The sequence below is a fragment of the Streptomyces sp. NPDC046261 genome (assembly GCF_040646235.1).
Taxonomy (GTDB): Bacteria; Actinomycetota; Actinomycetes; order Streptomycetales; family Streptomycetaceae; genus Streptomyces.
Map to the genome: position 1 here is coordinate 716071 of NZ_JBEYZU010000001.1, position 22072 is coordinate 738142.

Here is a 22072-nt window from a genome sequence, read left to right on the forward strand (position 1 = left end):
CTCATGGAGCAACGGGAGGACGAAACGGTGGCTGTCGAACAGCAAGGCGAAGAGCTCGAAGCGCTCGCGGCGCAGTCCGCGGTGCCCGCGAAGGCGCGGGAGAAGCACGCACTGCTGGCCGAGCAGGTCGAGGAGCACCGCTTCCGCTACTACGTGAAGGACGCTCCCGTCGTCAGCGACGCCGAGTTCGACAAGCTCCTGCGCGAGCTGGAGCGGCTGGAGGAGCAGTACCCGCCGCTGCGCACCCCCGACTCGCCCACCCAGAAGGTCGCCGGGGCGTACGAAACGGAGTTCACGGAGGTCGAGCACCGCGAGCGCATGCTCTCCCTCGACAACGCCTTCGACGACGAGGAGCTGTCCGCCTGGGCCGACCGCCTCGCCAAGGAGATCGGCTCCGGCACGCGCTACCACTTCCTGTGCGAGCTGAAGGTCGACGGCCTCGCGGTCAACCTCACCTACGAGCACGGCCGCCTCACCCGCGCCGCCACCCGGGGCGACGGCCGCACGGGCGAGGACATCACGCCCAACGTCCGCACCATCTCCGAGATCCCCGACCGCCTCAAGGGCGACCGCATCCCGGCCCTGGTCGAGGTGCGCGGCGAGGTCTACTTCCCGATGGAGAAGTTCGAGGAGCTCAACGCCCGCCTGGTGGAGGCCGGCAAGCCGCCGTTCGCCAACCCGCGCAACGCGGCGGCCGGTTCGCTTCGCCAGAAGGACCCCAAGGTCACGGCCGGCCGGCCGCTGCACATGGTCGTCCACGGCGTCGGCGCCCGCGAGGGCTTCGCCATCGACTGCCAGTCGCAGGCATACGAACTCCTGCGCGAATGGGGCCTGCCCACCGCCGCGCACGCCAAGGTCGTCGACTCCCTCGAGGACGTCCGCGCCTTCATCGCCCACTACGGCAACCCCGACGTGCGCCACTCGATGGAGCACGAGATCGACGGCGTGGTCGTCAAGCTCGACGAGATCCCCCTGCAGGGACGGCTCGGCTCCACCTCGCGCGCGCCGCGCTGGGCCATCGCCTGGAAGTACCCCCCGGAGGAGGTCAACAGCAAGCTGGTCGACATCCGCGTCGGCGTCGGCCGCACGGGCCGGGTGACGCCCTACGCGGTCGTCGAGCCGGTCACGGTCGCCGGCTCCGAGGTCGAGTTCGCCACGCTGCACAACCAGGAGGTCGTCAAGGCCAAGGGCGTCCTCATCGGTGACACGGTCGTGCTGCGCAAGGCGGGCGACGTCATCCCCGAGATCCTGGGCCCGGTGGCCGACCTGCGCGACGGCACCGAGCGGGAGTTCGTCATGCCGGCCGAGTGCCCGGAGTGCGGGGAAGGGCTGCGCCCGATGAAGGAGGGCGACATCGACCTCCGCTGCCCCAACGCCCGGTCCTGCCCCGCGCAGATCCGCGAGCGGCTCTTCTACCTCGCCGGCCGCAAGAGCCTGGACATCGAGAACTTCGGCTACGTCGCCGCCACCGCGCTCACCCAGCCGCTGGAGCCGGCCGAGCCGCCGCTGCGCAACGAGGCCGACCTGTTCGATCTGACCGTCGAACAGCTGTTGCCCATCAAGTCCTATGTCCTGGACCCCGATTCGGGCCTGCCCAAGCGGGACCCCGCCACGGGCGAGCCGAAGATCGTCACCTTCTTCGCCAACCAGAAGGGTGAACCGAAGAAGAACACCCTCGCCATGCTGGCGAACATCGAGGCGGCCAAGCAGCGCCCGCTCTCCCGCGTCCTGACGGGCCTTTCGATCCGCCACGTCGGCCCGGTCGCCGCGGTCGCGCTCGCCCGCGAGTTCCGCTCCATCGACCGGATCGCGGAGGCCACCGAGGAGGAGCTGGCCGCCGTCGAGGGCGTCGGCGGCACCATCGCCACCTCGGTGAAGGAGTGGTTCGCCGAGGACTGGCACCGCGAGATCGTGGAGAAGTGGAAGGCCGCCGGCGTCCGGATGGAGGAGGAGGCGGGCAAGGACGAGGGCCCGCGCCCCCTCGCCGGGCTCACCCTCGTCGTCACCGGCACCCTGACGGGCTACACGCGCGACGGCGCGAAGGAGGCGCTGCAGAACCAGGGCGCGAAGGTGACCGGTTCGGTGTCGAAGAAGACGGACTTCGTGGTCGTCGGTGACAATCCCGGTTCGAAGTTCGACAAGGCGATGCAGCTGAAGGTCCCTGTCCTGGAGGAGGACGGCTTCGTCGTACTCCTGAACGAAGGCCCCGAGGCGGCGCGCGAGGCCGCCGTGCCCCAGGAGGTCACCCCCGCGGAGTAATGGCCGCATAGTCAGTGGGCATTACCCCTACAGCGCATACCAGATGGCTGCAGAAGGCCGGATCGCATTCGGGCAACCGCTGCCGATCGCTGCCCGCCGTAGCCTTCTGCGCCCTACTGTTGAGATGTGCGCCTGCCGTGGCGCGGGCACCGCCGGCTGTGAGAGGGACGGGCATGAAACCCACCGACAGCGCCGAACCGGCATCGCCGCCGCGCCGGCTTTCCCCGCCCGCGCTGCCCACGGTCTGTGTGACCTTGGCCGCGCTGGCGTTCACCGTCGGAACGTTCCGCGCGCTGAGTACGGACCGGGCCCTCTTCCCGGGCCAGACCGCCGGCTGGTCGCTGGCGACGCTCACCGCGCTCATCGTCGCCCATCTCGTCGCCCTCGGGCGGGACCGCTGGTGGGGCGGCACCGGCTCCGGTGCCGCCCTCACCCTGGCCGTCCTGCTGCTCTACGGCTGGATCCCCGCCGCACTGATCAGCATCGCGGTCGTCACCCTGGTGGCCACCGCCCGCCGGCACCGATGGCGGCAGGCGTTACTGCACGGCGCGGTCGACATCCTCGGCATCGCGGCCGCCGGCGGCGCCCTCGCCGCCTGCGGCGTCACCGCCGCCGTCGAGGCGCCCTGGCTGCCCGACACCTGGCGGCTGTCCGCCGCCCCCAAGATCGCCCTCGCCGCCTTCCTCTACCTCGCCGTCACCCGCGCCCTGCTGTGGTACTCCATGGCCCCGCGCGCCGCGCTGACCTCCATCGCCCGCACCGCCCTCATGCGGCAGGCCCTCGTCGGCGGAGCCCTCCTGGGCATCGCCCCGCTCATCGCCGTGGTCGCCGACCACGCCCCCCTGCTGCTGCCGCTGTTCGCGGTCCCCCTCATCGCGCTGGACTCCACGCTCTGGATCGCCCGCGCCCGCGCCGAGGAACAGCTGCGCGACCCCCTCACCGGGCTGCCCAACCGCCAGTGGCTGCTGGAGCGCACCTGGACCGCCCTGGACGAGGCCGAGCGGGCCGGCGAGCGGGCCGCGCTCGTCCTCATCGACCTCGACCGCTTCCGGTCCGTCAACGACACCCTCGGCCACCTCGCCGGCGACCGGCTGCTCCTGCAGATAGCGGAACGGCTGCGCCTGGCCCTGCCGCGCGACGCGGAGGCCGCCCGCCTGGGCGGCGACGAATTCGCGGTGCTGCTGCCCACCGCCGACTCCCTCACCAGCGCCCAGCGCGTGGCCCGCGCCCTGGTGGCCGACCTCGGCTCGCCCCTGGACCTCGACGGGCTCACGCTCGTCCTGGAGGCCAGCGCCGGCGTGGCCGTCTACCCCGACCACGCCCTGGACGCCGAGGGCCTCCTGCGCCGGGCCGACGTCGCCATGTACCAGGCCAAGCGCGACCGCAGCGGCGTCGAGGTCTACGAAGCCCGCCGCGACGGCAACACCCCCGACCGCCTCGGACTGTTGGGCGACCTGCGCCGCGCCCTGGACGCCGGCGAGGTCGAGCTGCACTACCAGCCCAAGGTCGGCTTCGACGGCCACGTCGAGGGGCTGGAGGCCCTGGTGCGCTGGGTCCATCCCGAGCGCGGCCGGGTCTCCCCGGACGAGTTCATCGCCATAGCCGAGTCGTCCGGGCTGATGCCCCGCCTGACCGAGTACGTCCTGGAGACCGCCCTCGGCCAGGTCGCCAAGTGGCGGGCCATGGGCCTGGAGGTCCCGGTCGCCGTCAATGTCTCGCCGCGCGACGTCCACACCCCCGGGTTCGCCGGCTCGGTCGCCGCCCGCCTCGCCCGGCACGGCGTCCCCGCCGGGGCCCTGCAGCTGGAGATAACCGAGCACGTCCTCCTGGAGGACCCCCAGCGCGCGGCCGACACGCTCGCCGGCCTCACCGGGCACGGCGTGAAGATGTCCCTCGACGACTTCGGCACCGGCTACTCCTCGCTGGTCCACCTGCGCCGGCTCCCGGTCAGCGAGCTCAAGATCGACCGCTCCTTCGTCGCCCGCCTCGCGATCGACAACGAGGACGCGGAGATCGTCCGCTGCACCCTCGACCTCGCCCACTCCCTCGGCCTGCTCGTCGTCGCCGAGGGCGTCGAGGACGACGAGACCTGGGAGCGCCTGCGCGACCTGGGCTGCGACGCGGTACAGGGCTGGCTGGTCGCCGCCGCGATGCCGCCGGACGAGACCACGGCCTGGCTGCGCCTGCGCAGCGAGTCCGGCTGGCGCCGCGAGGACGAACCGCTCGCCGCGGCCCCGGCCGAGGAGGACGCCGACCAGCCGGTGACGTGACGGGGGGCTTTCGAAGGACACGCCGGAGCGCCCCGCGGAGAGGGCGCGGCGAAACCGTTTCGCGGGCACGTGGCGGGGAGCCATAGGATTGGGGCGAAAGCCGTCCACCCACCACACCCACCCTTGAGGATCGCTGCATGCCTGGCATCACGCGCGAGGAGGTCGCCCACCTCGCCCGGCTGGCGCGTCTGGAGCTGAAGGACGAAGAGCTCGACCACTTCGCCGGACAGCTGGACGACATCATTGGCGCGGTCGCCCGCGTCTCCGAGGTCGCCGACCAAGACGTACCGCCGACCTCTCACCCGCTGCCCCTGACCAATGTCATGCGGCCGGACGAGGTCCGTCCGTCGCTGACCCCCGAGCAGGCGCTCTCCGGCGCCCCGGCCCAGGAGCAGCAGCGTTTCAAGGTGCCGCAGATCCTGGGGGAGGACTGACCCGCAATGACGGACATCATCAAGCTGACGGCCGCCGAGATCGCGGGGAAGATCGCCTCCGGCGAGCTCACCGCCGTCGAGGTCACCGAGGCACACCTGGCCCGGATCGAGGCCGTCGACGAGAAGGTCCACGCCTTCCTGCACGTCGACCGTGAGGGCGCGCTGGCGCAGGCCCGCGCCGTGGACGCCAAGCGCGAGCGCGGCGAGAAGCTCGGCCCGCTGGCCGGCGTCCCGCTCGCCCTGAAGGACATCTTCACCACCCAGGGCGTCCCGACCACCGTCGGCTCCAAGATCCTCGAAGGCTGGATCCCGCCGTACGACGCGACGCTCACCCGGCGTCTGAAGGACGCCGACGTCGTCATCCTCGGCAAGACCAACATGGACGAGTTCGCCATGGGGTCCTCCACCGAGAACAGCGCCTACGGCCCCACCGGCAACCCCTGGGACCTCACCAAGATCCCCGGCGGCTCCGGCGGCGGCTCCTCCGCCGCCCTCGCGGCGTTCCAGGCCCCCCTGGCGATCGGCACGGACACCGGCGGTTCCATCCGCCAGCCCGCCGCCGTCACCGGCACCGTCGGCGTCAAGCCGACCTACGGCGCGGTCTCCCGCTACGGCATGGTGGCCTTCTCCTCCTCCCTCGACCAGGGCGGCCCCTGCGCCCGTACGGTCCTGGACGCGGCCCTGCTGCACGAGGTCATCGCCGGCCACGACCCGCTGGACTCGACCTCCATCGACGCCCCGGTCCCGCCGGTCGTCGAGGCGGCCCGCAACGGCTCGGTCGCCGGCATGCGCGTCGGCGTCGTCAAGCAGTTCCGCGGCGAGGGCTACCAGGCCGGCGTCATCCAGCGCTTCGACGAGTCGGTCGAGCTCCTCAAGGAGCTGGGCGCGGAGATCGTCGAGCTGGACTGCCCGTCCTTCGACCTGGCGCTGGCGGCGTACTACCTCATCGCGCCGTCCGAGTGCTCCTCGAACCTGGCCCGCTTCGACGGCCTGCGCTACGGCCTGCGGACCGGCGACGACGGCACGCGCTCCGCCGAGGACGTCACCGCCCTCACCCGTGAGGCCGGCTTCGGCCCCGAGGTCAAGCGCCGCGTCATGCTCGGCACGTACGCGCTCAGCTCCGGCTACTACGACGCGTACTACGGCTCCGCGCAGAAGGTCCGCACGCTCATCTCGCGCGACTTCGAGGCGGCCTTCGAGCAGGTCGACGTGATCGTCTCGCCGACGACCCCGACCACCGCCTTCGCGATCGGCGAGCGCGCCGACGACCCGATGGCGATGTACCTCGCGGACCTGTGCACCATCCCGACCAACCTGGCGGGCAACGCCGCCATGTCCCTGCCCTGCGGCCTCGCGCCGGAGGACGGGATGCCGGTCGGTCTGCAGATCATCGCTCCCGCCATGAAGGACGACCGGCTCTACAAGGTCGGTGCCGCGGTCGAGGCCGCGTTCACCGAGCGCTGGGGCCACCCGATTCTCGAGGAGGCACCGTCGCTGTGACCGACAAGAAGAGCGCGCTGAGCAAGGCCAAGGGCTTCAAGAAGTCCAAGGCCGGTACGTACCTGTCCATCGGCACCACGCTGTTCGGCGCGGTGAGCGTCATCAAGCAGGCGAAGAAGGCCCGCGGCGAGCAGGACACCCTCCAGCTCGTCGACGCGGTCGTCTCCGCCGCCGCCATCGCCACCGGCGTGGCCCTGCTCGTCCGTGAGCTGCGCCGTATGAGCAGCGACGACGTCCTCGCGGGCTGAGCCGGGACTGAGAGGTTAGTTTTCCGTGACCGTCACTGAACTGGTGTCGTACGAGGAGGCGCTTGCCACCTACGAGCCCGTCATGGGCCTCGAGGTGCACGTCGAGCTCGGCACCAAGACCAAGATGTTCTGTGGGTGCTCCACCGAGCTGGGCGCCGAGCCCAACTCGCAGACCTGCCCCACCTGCCTCGGCATGCCCGGCTCCCTGCCGGTCGTCAACGCCGTCGGCGTCGAGTCGGCCGTGAAGATCGGTCTCGCGCTGCACTGCGAGATCGCCGAGTGGTGCCGCTTCGCCCGGAAGAATTACTTCTATCCGGACATGCCGAAGAACTTCCAGACCTCGCAGTACGACGAGCCCATCGCCTTCAACGGCTACCTGGACGTCCAGCTGGAGGACGGCGAGATCTTCCGCGTGGAGATCGAGCGCGCCCACATGGAGGAGGACACCGGCAAGTCGACCCACGTCGGCGGTGCCACCGGCCGCATCCACGGCGCGGTCCACTCCCTGCTCGACTACAACCGGGCCGGCATCCCGCTCATCGAGATCGTCACCAAGCCGATCACCGGTGCGGGCGAGCGCGCCCCCGAGGTCGCCAAGGCGTACGTCGCCGAGCTGCGCGAGCTCATCAAGGCGCTCGGCGTCTCCGAGGCCCGCATGGAGATGGGCCAGATGCGCTGCGACGTCAACCTCTCGCTGATGCCCAAGGGCAGCTCGACGTTCGGCACGCGCTCCGAGACGAAGAACGTCAACTCGCTGCGTTCCGTCGAGCGGGCGGCGCGCTTCGAGATCCAGCGGCACGCGGCCGTGCTGTCCTCGGGCGGCACGATCGTGCAGGAGACCCGGCACTTCCACGAGGACGACGGCTCCACGACGTCGGGCCGGATCAAGGAAGAGGCCGAGGACTACCGCTACTTCCCCGAGCCGGACCTGGTGCCGGTGGCCCCCTCGCGCGAGTGGGTCGAGGAGCTGCGGGCCACCCTGCCCGAGCTGCCGCGCGTGCGCCGCAACCGGCTGCGTGAGGAGTGGGGCGTCTCGGCGCACGACATGCAGTCGATCCTCAACGCGGGCGCGGTCGACCTGATCGTCGCCACGGTCGAGGCCGGCGCCGACGCCGCGTCCGCCCGCAAGTGGTGGATGGGCGAGCTGTCCCGCCGGGCCAACGAGGCCGGCGTGGACCTGGCCGCGATGGCGATCACCCCGGAGCAGGTCGCCCGGGTGTGCGCGCTGGTCGTCGAGGGTTCCCTCAACGACAAGCTGGCCCGCCAGGTCATCGAGGGCGTCGTCGCGGGCGAGGGCACCCCGGACGAGGTCGTCGAGAAGCGCGGCCTGAAGGTCGTCTCGGACGAGGGCGCGCTGGGCACGGCCGTGGACGAGGCCATCGCGGCCAACGCGGCCATCGCCGACAAGATCCGCGCCGGCAAGGTCGCGGCGGCGGGTGCGCTCGTCGGCGCGGTCATGAAGGCCACCCGGGGCCAGGCGGACGCCGCGCGCGTCCGCGAGCTGATCCTGGAGAAGCTGGGCGTCGAGGGCTAGCGCCTCCCGTCGTCAACACGGCACGATGGCCGTCCCTCCTCGGAGGGGCGGCCATCGGTCTGTCCGCGAACGGCCGGAATCAGCCTCTCCGGCCCATGGTTGGCCTGAATCAGTCCATACGCACCCCACGGGCCGAAACGGTCCGGCATGATCGCGGCAGCGGGCCGGTCCGTGGTGCCCGCACTCGGATTCTGGGGGTAGGGAACATGCGACGGTTGAGAACAGGGCTGGCGGCGCTCGTGCTGGCGGGCGCCGGGCTCGCGGCCACGCTGCCGGCGGGGACGGCCGTGGCGGCGGGGGTGCCGACGACGGCCGCGGCGGCCTGCGCGACCGACTGGGGAAGTCAGTCCAAGGTCAGCACCGACACCGACTACAAGCCGCTGCGGGACATCAGAACCGGCCGGCACGACTGCTTCGACCGTATGGTCTTCGACATCCTCGGCGCGGACACCAAGGGCCCGATCGGGTACCGCGTGGGCTACGTCGACCAGATGCACCAGGACGGCTCGGGCGATGTGATCCCGGTGGCGGGCGGCGCGATCCTCGAGGTGCGGGTGGCCGCGCCCAGCTACGATCCGGCCACGGGGCAGCCGGTCTACGACGGCAAGGCCAAGCAGCCGCTGCCGGGCGTGGACCTCACCGGCTACCGGACCTTCCGGGACGCCCGCTTCGGCGGCAGCTTCGAGGGTGACACCCAGGTCGGCCTGGGCGTACGGGCCAAGCTGCCGTTCCGGGTGTTCCAGGAGGGCAACCGCCTCGTGGTGGACGTCGCCCACGCCTGGCGCGGTTTCCGCTGAGCATCGTGACCGGCGTCGGGATGCCGCTGCGCGGGTGACATAAACCCGGGCGGCTTGTGGTATAACCCACAAAAGAGACAAAGGATCTTTCCCTACTGCCACAGTGGTCAGGCAGAGGGCCTTCTCACAGGGCCTTCTGCCCAGTTGCTCACCCACGCTCAGCGGTCGGAACCACGGGTCTTCCCGGCGAGAACGACGCGAAACCCGGGAAGCAGGTTATGACCTCACTTGCCCGGTGGTGCCTGCGCCGCCGCTTCGCCGTCATCGGCTTGTGGCTGGTCGTCCTCGCCGGTACGACCCTCGCGGCGACCCTGGCCGGGTCCGCGTACTCCAACGACTACCGCGTCCCGGGCACCGAGTCCGCCCGCGCCACCGCCCTGATGGACAAGGCGTTCCCCGGCCGGGGCGGCGACGACACCATCGTCTGGCACACCGACCACGGCACCGTGCGCGCCGCCGAGGTCGAACGGCGCATGACCGCCACGCTGCGCGAGATCGCCGGCCTGCCCGGCGTGGCCTCGGTGGCCGGCCCGTACCAGGACGGCGCCGGCGCGCAGATCAGCCCCGACCGGCACACCGCCTACGCGGCCCTCACCTTCGAGGGCGCCACCGGCGACCCGGACCCCGCACAGGTGAAGAAGGTCGTCGAGACCGCGCGCAAGGCCGCGACCGGAAATCTCCAGGTCGCGCTCGGCGGCAGCGGCATCGCCTCCTCCGAGGGCCCGGACGGACACCTCAGCGAGATCATCGGCATCGTGGTGGCCGCGCTGGTCCTGCTGATCGTCTTCGGCTCGCCGGCGGCGAGCGTCCTGCCCATCGCCACCGCCGTCGTCAGCGTGGGCACCGCCACCATGGGCACCGCCCTGCTCGGCCACGTCATGAAGGTCGCCGACTTCGCCCCCATGCTGGGCACCCTCATCGGCCTCGGCGTGGGCATCGACTACGCGCTGTTCATCGTCACCCGGCACCGGCGCGGCCTCAAGCAGGGCTTGCCGGTCCACCTCGCCGCCGAACGGGCCGTCGCCACCACCGGCCGGGCCGTCGTCTTCGCCGGCGGAACGGTGTGCGTGGCGCTGCTCGGCATGCTCATCCTGCGGCTGAGCTTCCTCAACGGCGTGGCCCTCGCGGCCTCGCTCACCGTCGTGCTGACCGTGGCCGCCTCCGTCACGCTCCTGCCCGCGCTGCTCGGCGTCATCGGCGAGCGCGCCCTCAGCCGCAAGGAACGCCGGCGGCTGGCCGAGCACGGCCCGCGCCCGGACCTCCCCACCGGGCTGGCCGCCCGCTGGTCGGCGTTCGTCGAGCGCCACCCCAAGCTGCTGGGCGCGGTGGCCGCGGCCGTGATGCTGGTGCTGGCCCTGCCGACGCTCTCGCTGCACCTGGGCACCTCCGACCAGGGCAACCAGCCCGAGTCCCGCACGACCCGCCAGGCCTACGACATGCTCGCCACGGGCTTCGGCCCCGGCGTCAACGGCCCGCTGACGCTCGTGGCACCGCTCGGCAGCGCGGCCGACAGCCTCGCCTTCAACAAGCTGCCCGACACCCTCCGGCACACCCCCGGCGTCGCCTCCGTGAGCCCCTCCGCGCTGAACGGCAGCGGCGACACCGGCGTCATCACCGTCGTCCCCACCACGTCCCCGCAGTCCCGCGACACCAGCGACCTCGTCGACCGGCTGCGCACGACCGTCCTGCCCAAGGCCACCGGGGACACCGGCCTTCAGGTCCGCGTCGGCGGACTCACCGCGAGCTACGACGACTTCGCCGGGATCATCCTGGGCAAGCTCCCGGTGTTCGTCGGCACCGTGGTGGGCCTGGGCTCCCTGCTGCTGCTCCTGGCCTTCCGCAGCATCGGCATACCGCTGAAGGCCGCGGCGATGAACATCGCGGCCGTGGCCTCCTCCTTCGGCCTCATCGTGGCGATCTTCCAGTGGGGCTGGGGCAGCGGCCTGCTCGGCCTGGGCGGGGCGGGGCCCATCGAGCCCTTCCTGCCCGTCGTCATGGTCTCCGTGCTCTTCGGCCTCTCCATGGACTACCAGGTCTTCCTGGTCAGCCGCATGTACGAGGAGTGGCTGGCCACCCGCGACAACACCCGGGCCGTCCGCGTCGGCCTCGCCGAGACCAGCCGCGTGATCAACTCCGCGGCGGTCATCATGATCTCGGTCTTCCTGGCCTTCGTGCTCAGCGGCGACCGCGTGATCGCGATGTTCGGCATCGGCCTGGCCTCGGCCGTGGCCCTGGACGCCTTCGTCCTGCGCACGCTGCTGGTCCCGGCCCTGATGCACATGCTGGGCGGCGCGAACTGGTGGCTGCCCGGCTGCCTGGAGCGCCTGCTGCCGCGCATCAGCATCGAGCCGCCGGAGAAGGAGCCCGCGCACCCGCTGCCCGCCGCCGGCGTGAGCGCGGAGCGACGGGACGAGCGCGACCGGGAGACGGCCCCGCCCGTTTCGCTGCGCGGGTGAGGCGGCCGGACCGGCGGGCGGTCAGCTCTGCCGGGGACGGATCACCACGCATCCGGAGTCGAGGTCGATGGGACCCTTGCCCGGGTCGCCGTCCCCGATGTCGTCGCGCGTGAGCTCGAGGCGGTTGAGCTCTTCCTCGGTGTGCTCCCGGCCCGGCGCGAACAATTCCTCGATCACGTTGAACATGGCACCTTCCGTCCCGTCAGGTCACCCTCAGCCGTAGCAGCCGGTCGTCGTCCGGGGCCGGGGTGCCCCGGCCGTCGGTGTTGCTGGTCGTCAGCCACAGGCCCCCGTCCCCGGTGGGAACAACTGTCCGCAGCCGCCCGAAGTTCCCGTGCAGGAAGGCCCGGGGCGCCGCCGCCACCGCCGCCTCCCGCAGCGGGATCCGCCACAGCCGCTCGCCCCGCAGGCCGGCCAGCCACAGCGAGCCGCTCGCGTAGGCCAGGCCGCTCGGCGAGGCGTCGGCCGTGCGCCACTGCCACACCGGGTCCTTGAAGGCGGCCCGGCCCGCCTTGCCCTCGGCCTCCGGCCAGCCGTAGTTGCCGCCCGGCTCCACCAGATTGAGCTCGTCCCAGGTGTTCTGGCCGAACTCCGAGGCCCACAGCCGCTTGTCCGCGTCCCACGCCAGGCCCTGCACATTGCGGTGCCCGTAGCTGTAGACGACCGAGGCGGCGTCCGGATTGCCGGGCGCCGGGCGGCCCTCGGGGGTCATGCGCAGGATCTTGCCGCCCAGCGAGGACCTGTCCTGGGACAGCTCGCGCCGGCCGCCCTCGCCCGTACCGGCGTAGAGCATGCCGTCCGGGCCGAAGGCCAGGCGGCCGCCGTTGTGGACGGTGCCCTTGGGAATGCCGGGCAGGATCGTTTCGGGCGCCCCCAGCCGCTGTCCCTCGGGCCGTCTGTCGTCGACCGTCATGCGCACCACGCGATTGTCGGAGGCGGTGGTCAGATAGGCGTACAGCACCGGGTCGGTGGCATAGCCGGGCGGCACGGCGAGGCCCAGCAGCCCGCCCTCGCCCGCCGCGGCCACGCCCGGCACGGTGCCCAGCGCGCTCTGTCGGCCGTCCGCCGCGGAGACGCGGACGACCCGGCCCGTGTCGCGCGAGCCCACCAGCAGGTCACCGCCCGGCAGCACGACCACGCCCCACGGCGACGTGAGCTTGCCGGTGACCGTGCGGACCACCTCGGCGGAGCCCTCGGCGGGGTCGGCCTGGGACGTCGGCCGGGCGGTGGAGGTCGGCGTCGGCGCGCGGCCGGGGGAAGAGTCGCCGGAACAGCCCGTGACGATCAGCAGCGCGGAAACGGCCAGCGTGGCCGCGGCGGTCAGGCGTCGCACGGCGGGGGTCTCCTCTCGTGGAGCGGACCCCTCCTTGATACACCCCGTCAGTCCCAGGACCCCATCGCACGCGGCAGCGCCGCGATCTCGGCGAAGTCCTCACCCGTCAGCCGCAGTCCGGCCGCGGCGGCGTTCTGCACCGCCCACCGCGCCTTCTTCGTCCCCGGCACCGGCACCACGTGCCGCCCCTGCGCCAGCACCCAGGCCAGCGCCACCTGCGCCGCCGTGGCGTCGTGGCGCCGCGCGACGCGCCGCAGACCGGCGACTATCGGCTGGTTGGCGGCCATCATCTCGGCCGTGAAGCGCGGATGCCGGGCCCTGACGTCCTCCGGCTCGAACCCCTGACCAGGGGTGAGGGTGCCACTGAGGAAACCATTCCCCAGGGGCATCGCCGCCAGCAGCCCCACCCCCCGCGAGGCGCACCACGGCACCAGCCGGTCCAGCGCCTCACGCGACCACACCGACAGCTCCGCCTGCACACAGCTCACCGGGAAGACCTGCTGCACCCGCTCCAGCTGCCGGATCGTCGCGTCGTACATCCCCGCGCCCGCCCCCGCCGGCGAGCCGTACCTGCGCTGGGCCCGCGCGCCGATCGCGCACCAGCCCAGCGCCCTGACCTTCCCCGCGGAGACCAGCTCCGCCATCGCCCCCCACGTCTCCTCGACCGGCACCTCCGGGTCCGGGCGGTGCAGCTGGTAGAGGTCGATGACATCGGTCTGCAGCCGCCGCAGCGAGGCGTCGCACGCCCGCTTCACATAGCCGGGCCGCCCGTTGGCGACCACATGCTGCTCGCCCACCAGCAGCCCGCACTTGGTCGATATGAACGCCTCCGAGCGGCGCTCCCTGAGCACCCGCCCCACCAGCAGCTCATTGGTGAACGGCCCGTACATGTCGGCGGTGTCCAGCAGGCTGGCGCCGGCGTCCAGGGCGGCGTGGACCGTGCGCAGCGCGCCCTCGCCGCTCTGCTGGGAGGCCGTGTACGCCCAGTGCATCGGCATGCACCCGAGGCCGATCGCCCCCACTTCGAGCGCCGTCGCACCGATTGTTCTGCGCTCCACCGGCCGTACCCCTCCCGTTCCTCGCCCCCAAACTAACCTCTGCCGCCGGGGCCACTTCGCATAGCCTCCAGACATGAGCGCAGATCACAGCGGTTCCCTCCGGCCACTTGTCTGGCTGCCCCTCCGCCCCGAGGAGATCGAGGACCTCCCCGGAAGCCTGGAGTACGCCTACTGGAACGGCGGCCCCGACTACCCCACGGATCCCGCGCGCTGCGCCTTCTACGTCGTTCCCTACATGAAGGGCGCCGCGGTGGAGACGCGTCCGCTCGCGCGGATGACGGGGGTGCGGGTGGTGCAGACCCTCACCGCTGGGGTCGAGCACCAGCTGCCGCACCTGGACCGGCTGCCGTCCGGCACGCAGCTGTGCAACGCCCGCGGGCTGCACGACGCGAGCACGGCCGAGCTGGCCCTGGCCCTGGTCCTCGCCGCCCTGCGGGACATCCCCGGATTCACCCGGGCGCAGGACGCGGGGGAGTGGCGGCCCCGGTTCTGCCCGGCGCTCGCCGACAAGTCGGTGCTCATCGTCGGCTACGGCTCGATCGGCGCCGCCGTCGAGGACCGGCTCGCACCCTTTGAGTGCGCGCGGGTGGTGCGCGTCGCACGCTCCGCGCGCACCGCAGCACGCGGCCCGGTCCACGCGGTGGCGGCGCTGCCGGAATTGCTGCCCGCCGCCGATGTCGTCATCCTCGTGACGCCGCTCACCGAGGAGACCCGGGGGCTGGTGGACGCCGGCTTCCTCGCCCGCATGAAGGACGGCGCGCTCCTGGTGAACGTCGCCCGGGGCGCCGTCGTCGACACCGAGGCGCTGCTGGCCGAGCTCGAGAGCGGCCGGCTGCGGGCGGCACTGGATGTGACCGACCCCGAACCGCTGCCCGCCGGTCACCCGCTGTGGAAGGCCCCCGGCGTCCTCATCACCCCCCATGTGGGTGGGCCCTCTTCGGCTTTTCTGCCCCGCGCCAAGGCCCTTCTGCGCGATCAACTGGCCAGATTCGCACTGGACGAGCCTCTGCGGAATGTCGTAGCCGCCGCCGTCTGATACCACGTAGAGGCACCATTTGGCTGCGCTCCGTATCCGTAATCCGGTAGCTAGTTACGCTATGTATATGAGCTATGTCCCTGAGTGACGAGTCTGGTGTATCGTCCCGACGGGGGCTGCTCCGCGCACCGTACGGGCGCAGCGAGGTACCGGAACTCGAGGGGGGCGACGGGCGATGCACGGCCAATGGACGATCTACCCGACGCGGCTCAAGCACCGACCACGGCCACGCTGCGTGGCGACCCCGGCCCGGTGGCTCCCACGGCCCGGCGAGCTCGGGACGGCGGCGCGGTGAGCGCCCCAGGAGCGGCCCTGACCCGCCGGACCGCACCCGCCGGCGGCCCGGGCGTGTTCCCGCAGCTCTTCCTCGCCGTCGTCTGCGGCGGCTACGCCACCGGCGCCGTCTTCGGCTGGGGCTCGGCCGAGCTGGCCGCCACCATGGGCGACTTCGGGCTCAGCGGGGCCGCCGGCCTCGCCGCCGCCTCCTGCTTCTGGTACGGGCGCACGCGCAGCACCCGCTTCCGGCCCGCCTGGCTGCTGTTCGCCGCCTCCTCCGCGATGGCCGGCTTCGGCAACTTCGTCTGGGGCTGGTACGAGGTCGTCCTGGGCCGGCACGTACCGAGCCCCTCCCCGGCGGACTTCTGCTTCCTGCTCTTCGCGCCGCCCGCGATCATCGGCCTGCTCGTCCTCGCCCGCCGCCCGGTCACCCGGGCCGGCTGGGTCTGCCTGGCGCTGGACTCCTGGCTGATCGGCGGCTCGCTGCTGACGCTCTCCTGGAGCCTGGCCCTCGCGCACACCGCGCACTTCGCGGGCGAGACCGTGGCCCACGCCGCGCTCTCCCTCGCCTATCCGCTGCTGGACATCGTCCTGGTGTCCATGGTGCTGGCGCTGCACTTCAAGCGCTCCTCCGCCAACCGCTCCGCCATCAACACCGCCATCGCGGCCCTGGCCCTGACCGTCCTGTGCGACGCGCTGTTCACCTCACCGCTGCTGCGCGAGCACTACCGCTCCGGCCAGATCCTCGACGCCGGCTGGTTCGCCGGCTACATGCTGATGGCGTACGCGCCCTGGGTGGCCCGCGAGGAGGGGGAGGAGGCCGTCGGCAAGCGCGGCCCCGCGCTCCCCTCCACCCGGCCCATCGCCGGCTCCCTCGCCGCCCTCACGCCCTACCTCGCCGCCGCCGTCTGCACCCTGGGCATCCTGTACAACGTCCTGGACGGCCACCACGTCGACCGCGTCGTGCTGTTCACCGGCTGCACGGTCGTCCTGGCGCTGGTCGTGCGCCAGGGCATCATGCTGCTGGACAACATCTCCCTCACCCAGGAGCTCGCCCAGAAGGAGAACCACTTCCGCTCCCTGGTGCAGGGCTCCAGCGACGTCATCATGATCGCCGCGCCCACCGGCATACTGCGCTACGTCAGCCCCGCCGCCGCCGGGGTCTACGGCCGCGACGCCGAGGAGCTCGTCGGCTCCGAACTGGCCACGCTCATCCACCCCGAGGACCTGGGCCGGGTCGTCCACGAGGTGCGCCGCTTCCTCGCCGCGCCACCCGCCGAGGAGCCCACCACCCGCATCGAGTGCCGCTTCCGCTCCGGCAGCGGCGACTGGCTCAACGTCGAGTCCACCGTCAACCGCCACCACGGCGGGCTGATCTTCAACAGCCGTGACGTCACCGAACGGGTGCGGCTGCAGGCCCAGTTGCAGCACACCGCCGAGCACGACCCGCTCACCGACCTGCCCAACCGCGCGCTGTTCACCCGCCGCGTCCAGCAGGCGCTGGCCGGCCGCAGAGTGACCGACGCCGGCACCGCCGTGCTCTTCATCGACCTCGACGGCTTCAAGGCCGTCAACGACACCGTCGGCCACCAGGCCGGCGACGAGCTGCTGGTCCAGGCCGCCCGCCGGCTCCAGGACTCGGTGCGCGCCGGCGACTCCACCGCCCGCTTCGGCGGCGACGAGTTCGCCGCGCTCATCATCGGCGACGGCACCCGCGACGCCGCCGCCCGCGAGTACCGCATCCTGGAGATCGCCGACCGGCTCCGGCTCACCCTCTCCCAGCCCTACCTGGTCGAGGGCGGCACCGAGGTCCGCGTCGCCGCCAGCATCGGCGTCGCCTTCGCCGAGCCCGACATCACCCCCGGCACGCTCATGCGCAACGCCGACCTGGCGATGTACCGCGCGAAGCAGGCCGGCAAGGGCCGCGTCGAGCTGTACGCCCCGCAGATGCAGGCCGACGTCGTGCGCCGCACCGAGCTCGCCACCCGGCTGCGGACCGCCCTGCACGACGGCGAGTTCGCCCTGCTGCACCAGCCCGTCGTCGAGCTGGCCAGCGGCCGCATCACGGCGGTGTGCGCGCAGGCCCGCTGGCGCTCCGCCCAGGGCATCCTCTTCACGCCCGACGAATTCCTGCGGGTCGCCGAGATGGACCGCGGCGACGAGAGCGCCCGCACCGCCGAGCTCGGCCGCTGGACGTTGGAGAAGGCCGTCGAGCAGGCCGACGCGCGCCGCCGCGCCGGCCACACCGCGCCCGTGTACGTACGGCTGTCCGCCGCCCGGCTGCTGGACAAGTCGCTGCCGCCGAAGAACATCGAGGCGATCGTCCTGCGGCACGGCCTGCCCGCCGGCTCCCTCGTCCTGGAGCTGTCCGGCAGCGATCCGCGCGTCCCCCTGGACGAGCTGGAGCGGCGGCTGGTGTCCCTGCGCCGCTTCGGGGTGCGCATCGCGCTCGACGGCTTCGGCAGCGGCTACGCCGCCATGAGCGCCCTGCGGCGGCTGCCCATCGACGTGCTCAAGCTCGACCGGAGCCTGGTCGACGGGGTGGCCGAGTCCGCCCGGCTGCACAAGATCACCGCAGGGCTGCTGCGGATCGCCGGCGACCTCGGCATGCAGTCCGTCGCCGACGGCGTGGACGAGCCCGAGCAGGCCCGCGCCCTGCTGGCCATGGGCTGCACCCACGGCCAGGGCATGGTCTTCGCCGGCGCCCTCGACGAGCACCGGCTGCGGCACGCCCTCGACGGACCGCCGTACACCCTCCCGAGTGAACCTGTGGAGGCCGGGAACGAGGTGCTCGTCGGGGGTGCGCTGCCGGTCCGCTCCGGGGTCGTGGGCGGCGCCGGAGCCCTGGCACATGCTCCATTGCGCTCAAATAATGAGACGCCCGTCCCACCCACTTGACACTTCAGGTGCCACGGAGGGAGGGTCGGTTCCATGCGCACCCGAATTCTCGTACTTGGAAAGCGCGTCGGCTGAAGCAGGCCACTGAAGATCCTGCTGACCATACCGGCGCGCTCCCCTCGCTTGCCTCACGGCACGAGGGGTTTTTTGTTGCACCGACACCCGTCGAAGTCGCACTGACACCCATCGAAACCGTCGAATCCGAAGCCTTCGAGAAGAGAATGTCGATGACAGAGCAGGCCACCGGGGCCCATCATCATCCGCAGCCGCGGGCCCGTACCGGCGGGGCGCAGCAGCCCGCCATCGTCGAGCACCTCACCGGTGCGCAGTCCCTCATCCGCTCGCTGGAAGAGGTGGGGGCCGACATCGTCTTCGGCATTCCCGGCGGCGCGATCCTGCCCGCGTACGACCCGATGATGGACTCCTCGAAGGTCCGCCACGTCCTCGTCCGCCACGAGCAGGGCGCCGGCCACGCGGCCACCGGCTACGCCCAGGCCACCGGCAAGGTCGGCGTCTGCATGGCCACCTCGGGGCCGGGCGCCACCAACCTGGTGACGCCCATCGCCGACGCGCACATGGACTCCGTCCCGCTGGTGGCCATCACGGGCCAGGTCTCGTCGAAGTCGATCGGCACGGACGCCTTCCAGGAGGCGGACATCTGCGGCATCACCATGCCGATCACCAAGCACAACTGGCTGGTCACCGACCCCGCGCTGATCCCGCGCACCATCGCCGAGGCCTTCCACGTCGCCTCCACCGGACGCCCCGGCCCGGTGCTGGTCGACATCGCCAAGGACGCCCTCCAGGCCCGTACCACCTTCGTGTGGCCGCCCCAGACCGACCTGCCCGGCTACCGCCCCGTCACCAAGCCGCACGCCAAGCAGATCCGCGAGGCCGCCAAGCTGATCGCCCAGGCCGAACGCCCGGTGCTCTACGTCGGCGGCGGCGTGCTGAAGGCCCGGGCCACCGCCGAGCTCAAGGTCTTCGCCGAACTGACCGGCGCCCCCGTGACCACCACCCTGATGGCGCTGGGCGCCTTCCCCGACAACCACCCGCAGCACCTGGGCATGCCCGGCATGCACGGCTCGGTCGCCGCCGTCACCGCGCTGCAGAAGGCCGACCTGATCGTCGCCCTCGGCGCCCGCTTCGACGACCGCGTCACCGGCAAGCTCGACTCCTTCGCCCCGTACGCCAAGATCGTCCACGCGGACATCGACCCGGCCGAGATCGGCAAGAACCGCACCGCCGACGTGCCGATCGTCGGCGATGCCCGCGAGGTGCTCGCCGACCTGATCGTCGCGGTCCAGCACGAGCACGCCGAGGGCCACGTCGGCGACTACGGCGACTGGTGGACGGACCTGAACCGCTGGCGCGAGACCTACCCCCTGGGCTACGACCAGCCCGAGGACGGCAGCCTCTCCCCGCAGCAGGTCATCCAGCGCATCGGGCAGCTCGCCCCCGAGGACACCATCTACACCGCGGGCGTGGGCCAGCACCAGATGTGGGCCGCGCACTTCATCGACTACGAGCAGCCCCGCACCTGGCTCAACTCCGGGGGCGCCGGGACGATGGGCTACGCCGTGCCCGCCGCGATGGGCGCCAAGGCGGGCATGCCGGACCGTACGGTCTGGGCCGTCGACGGCGACGGCTGCTTCCAGATGACCAATCAGGAACTGGTCACCTGCGCGCTGAACAACATCCCCATCAAGGTCGCCATCATCAACAACGGCGCGCTGGGGATGGTCCGTCAGTGGCAGACCCTCTTCTACAACGAGCGCTACTCCAACACCGTGCTGCACGCCGGTCCCGCCGTCTCCAACGGCGGCACCGCCACGGGCCCCGGCGCGGAGCCCTGCGCCGGCACCCGCGTCCCGGACTTCGTCAAACTCGCCGAAGCCATGGGCTGCGTGGGGCTGCGGTGCGAGGACCCGGCGGAGCTGGACTCGGTCATCGAGCAGGCCAACGCCATCAACGACCGCCCCGTCGTGGTGGACTTCATCGTCCACCAGGACGCCATGGTCTGGCCGATGGTCGCCGCCGGCACCTCCAACGACGAGATCCTCGCGGCCCGCGGCGTGCGCCCGGACTTCGACGGCATCGACGACGACTGACCGGCACCGACGACCGAGAGAGAACCCTCAGCTCATGACCAAGCACACGCTCTCCGTCCTGGTGGAGAACACCCCCGGCATCCTCGCCCGTGTCGCCGCGCTGTTCTCCCGCCGCGGCTTCAACATCGACTCCCTGGCCGTCGGGGTGACCGAGCACCCCGACATCTCCCGCATCACGATCGTCGTCAACGTCGAGACGCTGCCGCTGGAACAGGTCACCAAGCAGCTCAACAAGCTCGTCAACGTGCTGAAGATCGTCGAGCTGGAGGACAGCGCGGCCATCCAGCGGGAACTGGTCCTGGTGAAGGTCCGCGCCGACAACGAGACCCGCTCCCAGATCGTCGAGATCGTCCAGCTCTTCCGCGCCAAGACCGTCGACGTCTCCCCGGAGGCCGTCACCATCGAGGCCACCGGCGGCAGCGACAAGCTCGGCGCCATGCTCAAGATGCTGGAGCCGTTCGGCATCAAGGAGCTGGTCCAGTCCGGCACGATCGCCATAGGGCGCGGCGCGCGGTCCATCACGGACCGCAGCCTGCGCGCCCTGGACCGCTCGGCCTGACCCGGCCGTCCCGCACAGCGGTACCCGAAAACCTTTCCGCAACCGCCCGTCATACGGTGGGACATACCACCGGAACACACCGGACACCCCGGCAACAAGGAGATAACCCCAGTGGCTGCCGAGCTCTTCTACGACAACGACGCCGATCTCTCCATCATCCAGGGCCGCAAGGTCGCGGTCCTCGGCTACGGCAGCCAGGGCCACGCCCACGCGCTGTCCCTGCGCGACTCGGGCGTCGACGTCCGCGTGGGCCTCCACGAGGGTTCGAAGTCCAAGGTGAAGGCCGAGGAGCAGGGCCTGCGCGTCGTCACCCCGGCCGAGGCGGCGGCCGAGGCCGACGTCATCATGATCCTCGTGCCGGACCCGATCCAGGCCAAGGTCTACGAGGAGTCCGTCAAGGACCACCTCAAGGACGGCGACGCCCTCTTCTTCGGCCACGGCTTCAACATCCGCTTCGGCTTCATCAAGCCCCCGGCCGGCGTCGACGTCTGCATGGTCGCCCCCAAGGGCCCCGGCCACCTGGTGCGCCGCCAGTACGAGGAGGGTCGCGGCGTGCCCTGCATCGCCGCCGTCGAGCAGGACGCCTCCGGCAACGCCTTCGCGCTGGCGCTCTCGTACGCCAAGGCCATCGGCGGCACCCGCGCCGGCGTCATCAAGACGACCTTCACCGAGGAGACCGAGACCGACCTGTTCGGTGAGCAGGCCGTGCTGTGCGGCGGTGCCTCCGCGCTGGTGAAGGCCGGCTTCGAGACGCTGGTCGAGGCGGGCTACCAGCCGGAGATCGCCTACTTCGAGTGCCTGCACGAGCTCAAGCTCATCGTCGACCTCATGTACGAGGGCGGCCTGGAGAAGATGCGCTGGTCGATCTCCGAGACCGCCGAGTGGGGCGACTACGTCACCGGCCCGCGGATCGTCACCGACCAGACCAAGGCCGAGATGAAGAAGGTCCTCGGCGAGATCCAGGACGGCACCTTCGCCAACAACTGGATGAAGGAGTACCAGGCGGGTCTGCCGAAGTACAACGAGTACAAGAAGGCCGACGAGGACCACCTGCTGGAGACCACCGGCAAGCAGCTGCGCAAGCTGATGAGCTGGGTCGACGACAAGGAGTGAGCCGCGCTCCGCGCGCGCCGGGCGGGCACCGGGTGCCCGCCCGGCGCGCGGGGCCGGTCCGGCGCGCGCGGTGGTCTGCGCCGCGCTCCTTCCCCGATGGGTGACGTTTCCATATCGGCGCAGGCCCGGGCCGCTTCCCCCGATACACTGCGGAGCACAAACGCGTCAGGCTCACAGCGTCGTGCGTCTT

General features: G+C 71.7%; 16 protein-coding genes. 13 read left to right on the forward strand and 3 right to left on the reverse strand.

Annotated features, from left to right (window positions below; all coding sequences use genetic code 11):
* Positions 1 to 3 precede the first annotated feature (3 nt).
* From ligA to ABZ956_RS03350, 8 genes are all read left to right on the forward strand, one after another.
* Positions 4 to 2259 (forward strand): NAD-dependent DNA ligase LigA, encoded by a 2256-nt coding sequence (gene ligA / locus ABZ956_RS03315; protein ID WP_361886684.1) that lies wholly within the window; start codon positions 4 to 6, stop codon positions 2257 to 2259.
* Positions 2260 to 2432: 173 nt separating this feature from the next.
* Positions 2433 to 4529: a bifunctional diguanylate cyclase/phosphodiesterase gene (locus ABZ956_RS03320; protein ID WP_361886139.1), complete on the forward strand. Its 2097-nt coding sequence runs from the start codon at positions 2433 to 2435 to the stop codon at positions 4527 to 4529.
* Positions 4530 to 4666: 137 nt separating this feature from the next.
* Positions 4667 to 4963 (forward strand): Asp-tRNA(Asn)/Glu-tRNA(Gln) amidotransferase subunit GatC, encoded by a 297-nt coding sequence (gatC, locus tag ABZ956_RS03325; RefSeq protein ID WP_071961876.1) that lies wholly within the window; start codon positions 4667 to 4669, stop codon positions 4961 to 4963.
* A 6-nt stretch (positions 4964 to 4969) separates the two neighbouring features.
* Positions 4970 to 6463: an Asp-tRNA(Asn)/Glu-tRNA(Gln) amidotransferase subunit GatA gene (gatA, locus tag ABZ956_RS03330; protein ID WP_361886142.1), complete on the forward strand. Its 1494-nt coding sequence runs from the start codon at positions 4970 to 4972 to the stop codon at positions 6461 to 6463.
* Positions 6460 to 6711, forward strand: coding sequence for a hypothetical protein (locus tag ABZ956_RS03335; RefSeq protein WP_361886145.1), 252 nt, complete (start codon positions 6460 to 6462; stop codon positions 6709 to 6711). Before gatA ends, ABZ956_RS03335 begins: the two co-directional genes overlap by 4 nt.
* 25 nt (positions 6712 to 6736) lie before the next feature.
* Entirely contained in the window at positions 6737 to 8245 is a 1509-nt protein-coding gene (gene gatB, locus ABZ956_RS03340) for an Asp-tRNA(Asn)/Glu-tRNA(Gln) amidotransferase subunit GatB (protein ID WP_361886148.1), read from the forward strand.
* A 206-nt stretch (positions 8246 to 8451) separates the two neighbouring features.
* A complete protein-coding gene (locus tag ABZ956_RS03345; RefSeq protein WP_361886150.1) occupies positions 8452 to 9042 on the forward strand; it encodes a hypothetical protein in 591 nt (196 codons plus the stop codon).
* 218 nt (positions 9043 to 9260) lie between these two features.
* Complete coding sequence (locus ABZ956_RS03350; protein ID WP_361886153.1) at positions 9261 to 11498, forward strand: MMPL family transporter; 2238 nt, start codon at positions 9261 to 9263, stop codon at positions 11496 to 11498.
* A 21-nt stretch (positions 11499 to 11519) separates the two neighbouring features.
* Here ABZ956_RS03350 and ABZ956_RS03355 read toward each other — a convergent pair whose 3' ends face one another.
* From ABZ956_RS03355 to ABZ956_RS03365, 3 genes are read right to left on the reverse strand one after another with little or no spacing between them, the layout of a single operon-like run.
* Complete coding sequence (locus tag ABZ956_RS03355; protein WP_361886155.1) at positions 11520 to 11684, reverse strand: DUF6191 domain-containing protein; 165 nt, start codon at positions 11682 to 11684, stop codon at positions 11520 to 11522.
* A gap of 16 nt (positions 11685 to 11700) precedes the next feature.
* On the reverse strand, positions 11701 to 12831 hold the full coding sequence (locus ABZ956_RS03360; RefSeq protein WP_361886157.1) for a PQQ-dependent sugar dehydrogenase: 1131 nt from the start codon (positions 12829 to 12831) through the stop codon (positions 11701 to 11703).
* Positions 12832 to 12878: 47 nt separating this feature from the next.
* Positions 12879 to 13889, reverse strand: a complete 1011-nt coding sequence (locus tag ABZ956_RS03365) for an aldo/keto reductase (RefSeq protein ID WP_361886160.1) — start codon at positions 13887 to 13889, stop codon at positions 12879 to 12881.
* A gap of 73 nt (positions 13890 to 13962) precedes the next feature.
* Between ABZ956_RS03365 and ABZ956_RS03370 the strand changes: the two genes are divergently transcribed.
* The 5 genes from ABZ956_RS03370 (at position 13963) to ilvC (ending at position 21882) form a co-directional block, all read left to right on the forward strand.
* Entirely contained in the window at positions 13963 to 14925 is a 963-nt protein-coding gene (locus ABZ956_RS03370) for a 2-hydroxyacid dehydrogenase (RefSeq protein ID WP_361886163.1), read from the forward strand.
* Positions 14926 to 15216: 291 nt separating this feature from the next.
* A complete protein-coding gene (locus tag ABZ956_RS03375) occupies positions 15217 to 18099 on the forward strand; it encodes an EAL domain-containing protein (RefSeq protein ID WP_361886687.1) in 2883 nt (960 codons plus the stop codon).
* 227 nt (positions 18100 to 18326) lie between these two features.
* Complete coding sequence (locus ABZ956_RS03380; RefSeq protein WP_361886165.1) at positions 18327 to 20210, forward strand: acetolactate synthase large subunit; 1884 nt, start codon at positions 18327 to 18329, stop codon at positions 20208 to 20210.
* 34 nt (positions 20211 to 20244) lie between these two features.
* Positions 20245 to 20769 (forward strand): acetolactate synthase small subunit, encoded by a 525-nt coding sequence (gene ilvN / locus ABZ956_RS03385; RefSeq protein WP_361886168.1) that lies wholly within the window; start codon positions 20245 to 20247, stop codon positions 20767 to 20769.
* A gap of 111 nt (positions 20770 to 20880) precedes the next feature.
* Positions 20881 to 21882: a ketol-acid reductoisomerase gene (ilvC, locus tag ABZ956_RS03390; RefSeq protein WP_361886171.1), complete on the forward strand. Its 1002-nt coding sequence runs from the start codon at positions 20881 to 20883 to the stop codon at positions 21880 to 21882.
* The last annotated feature ends 190 nt before the right edge of the window (positions 21883 to 22072 follow it).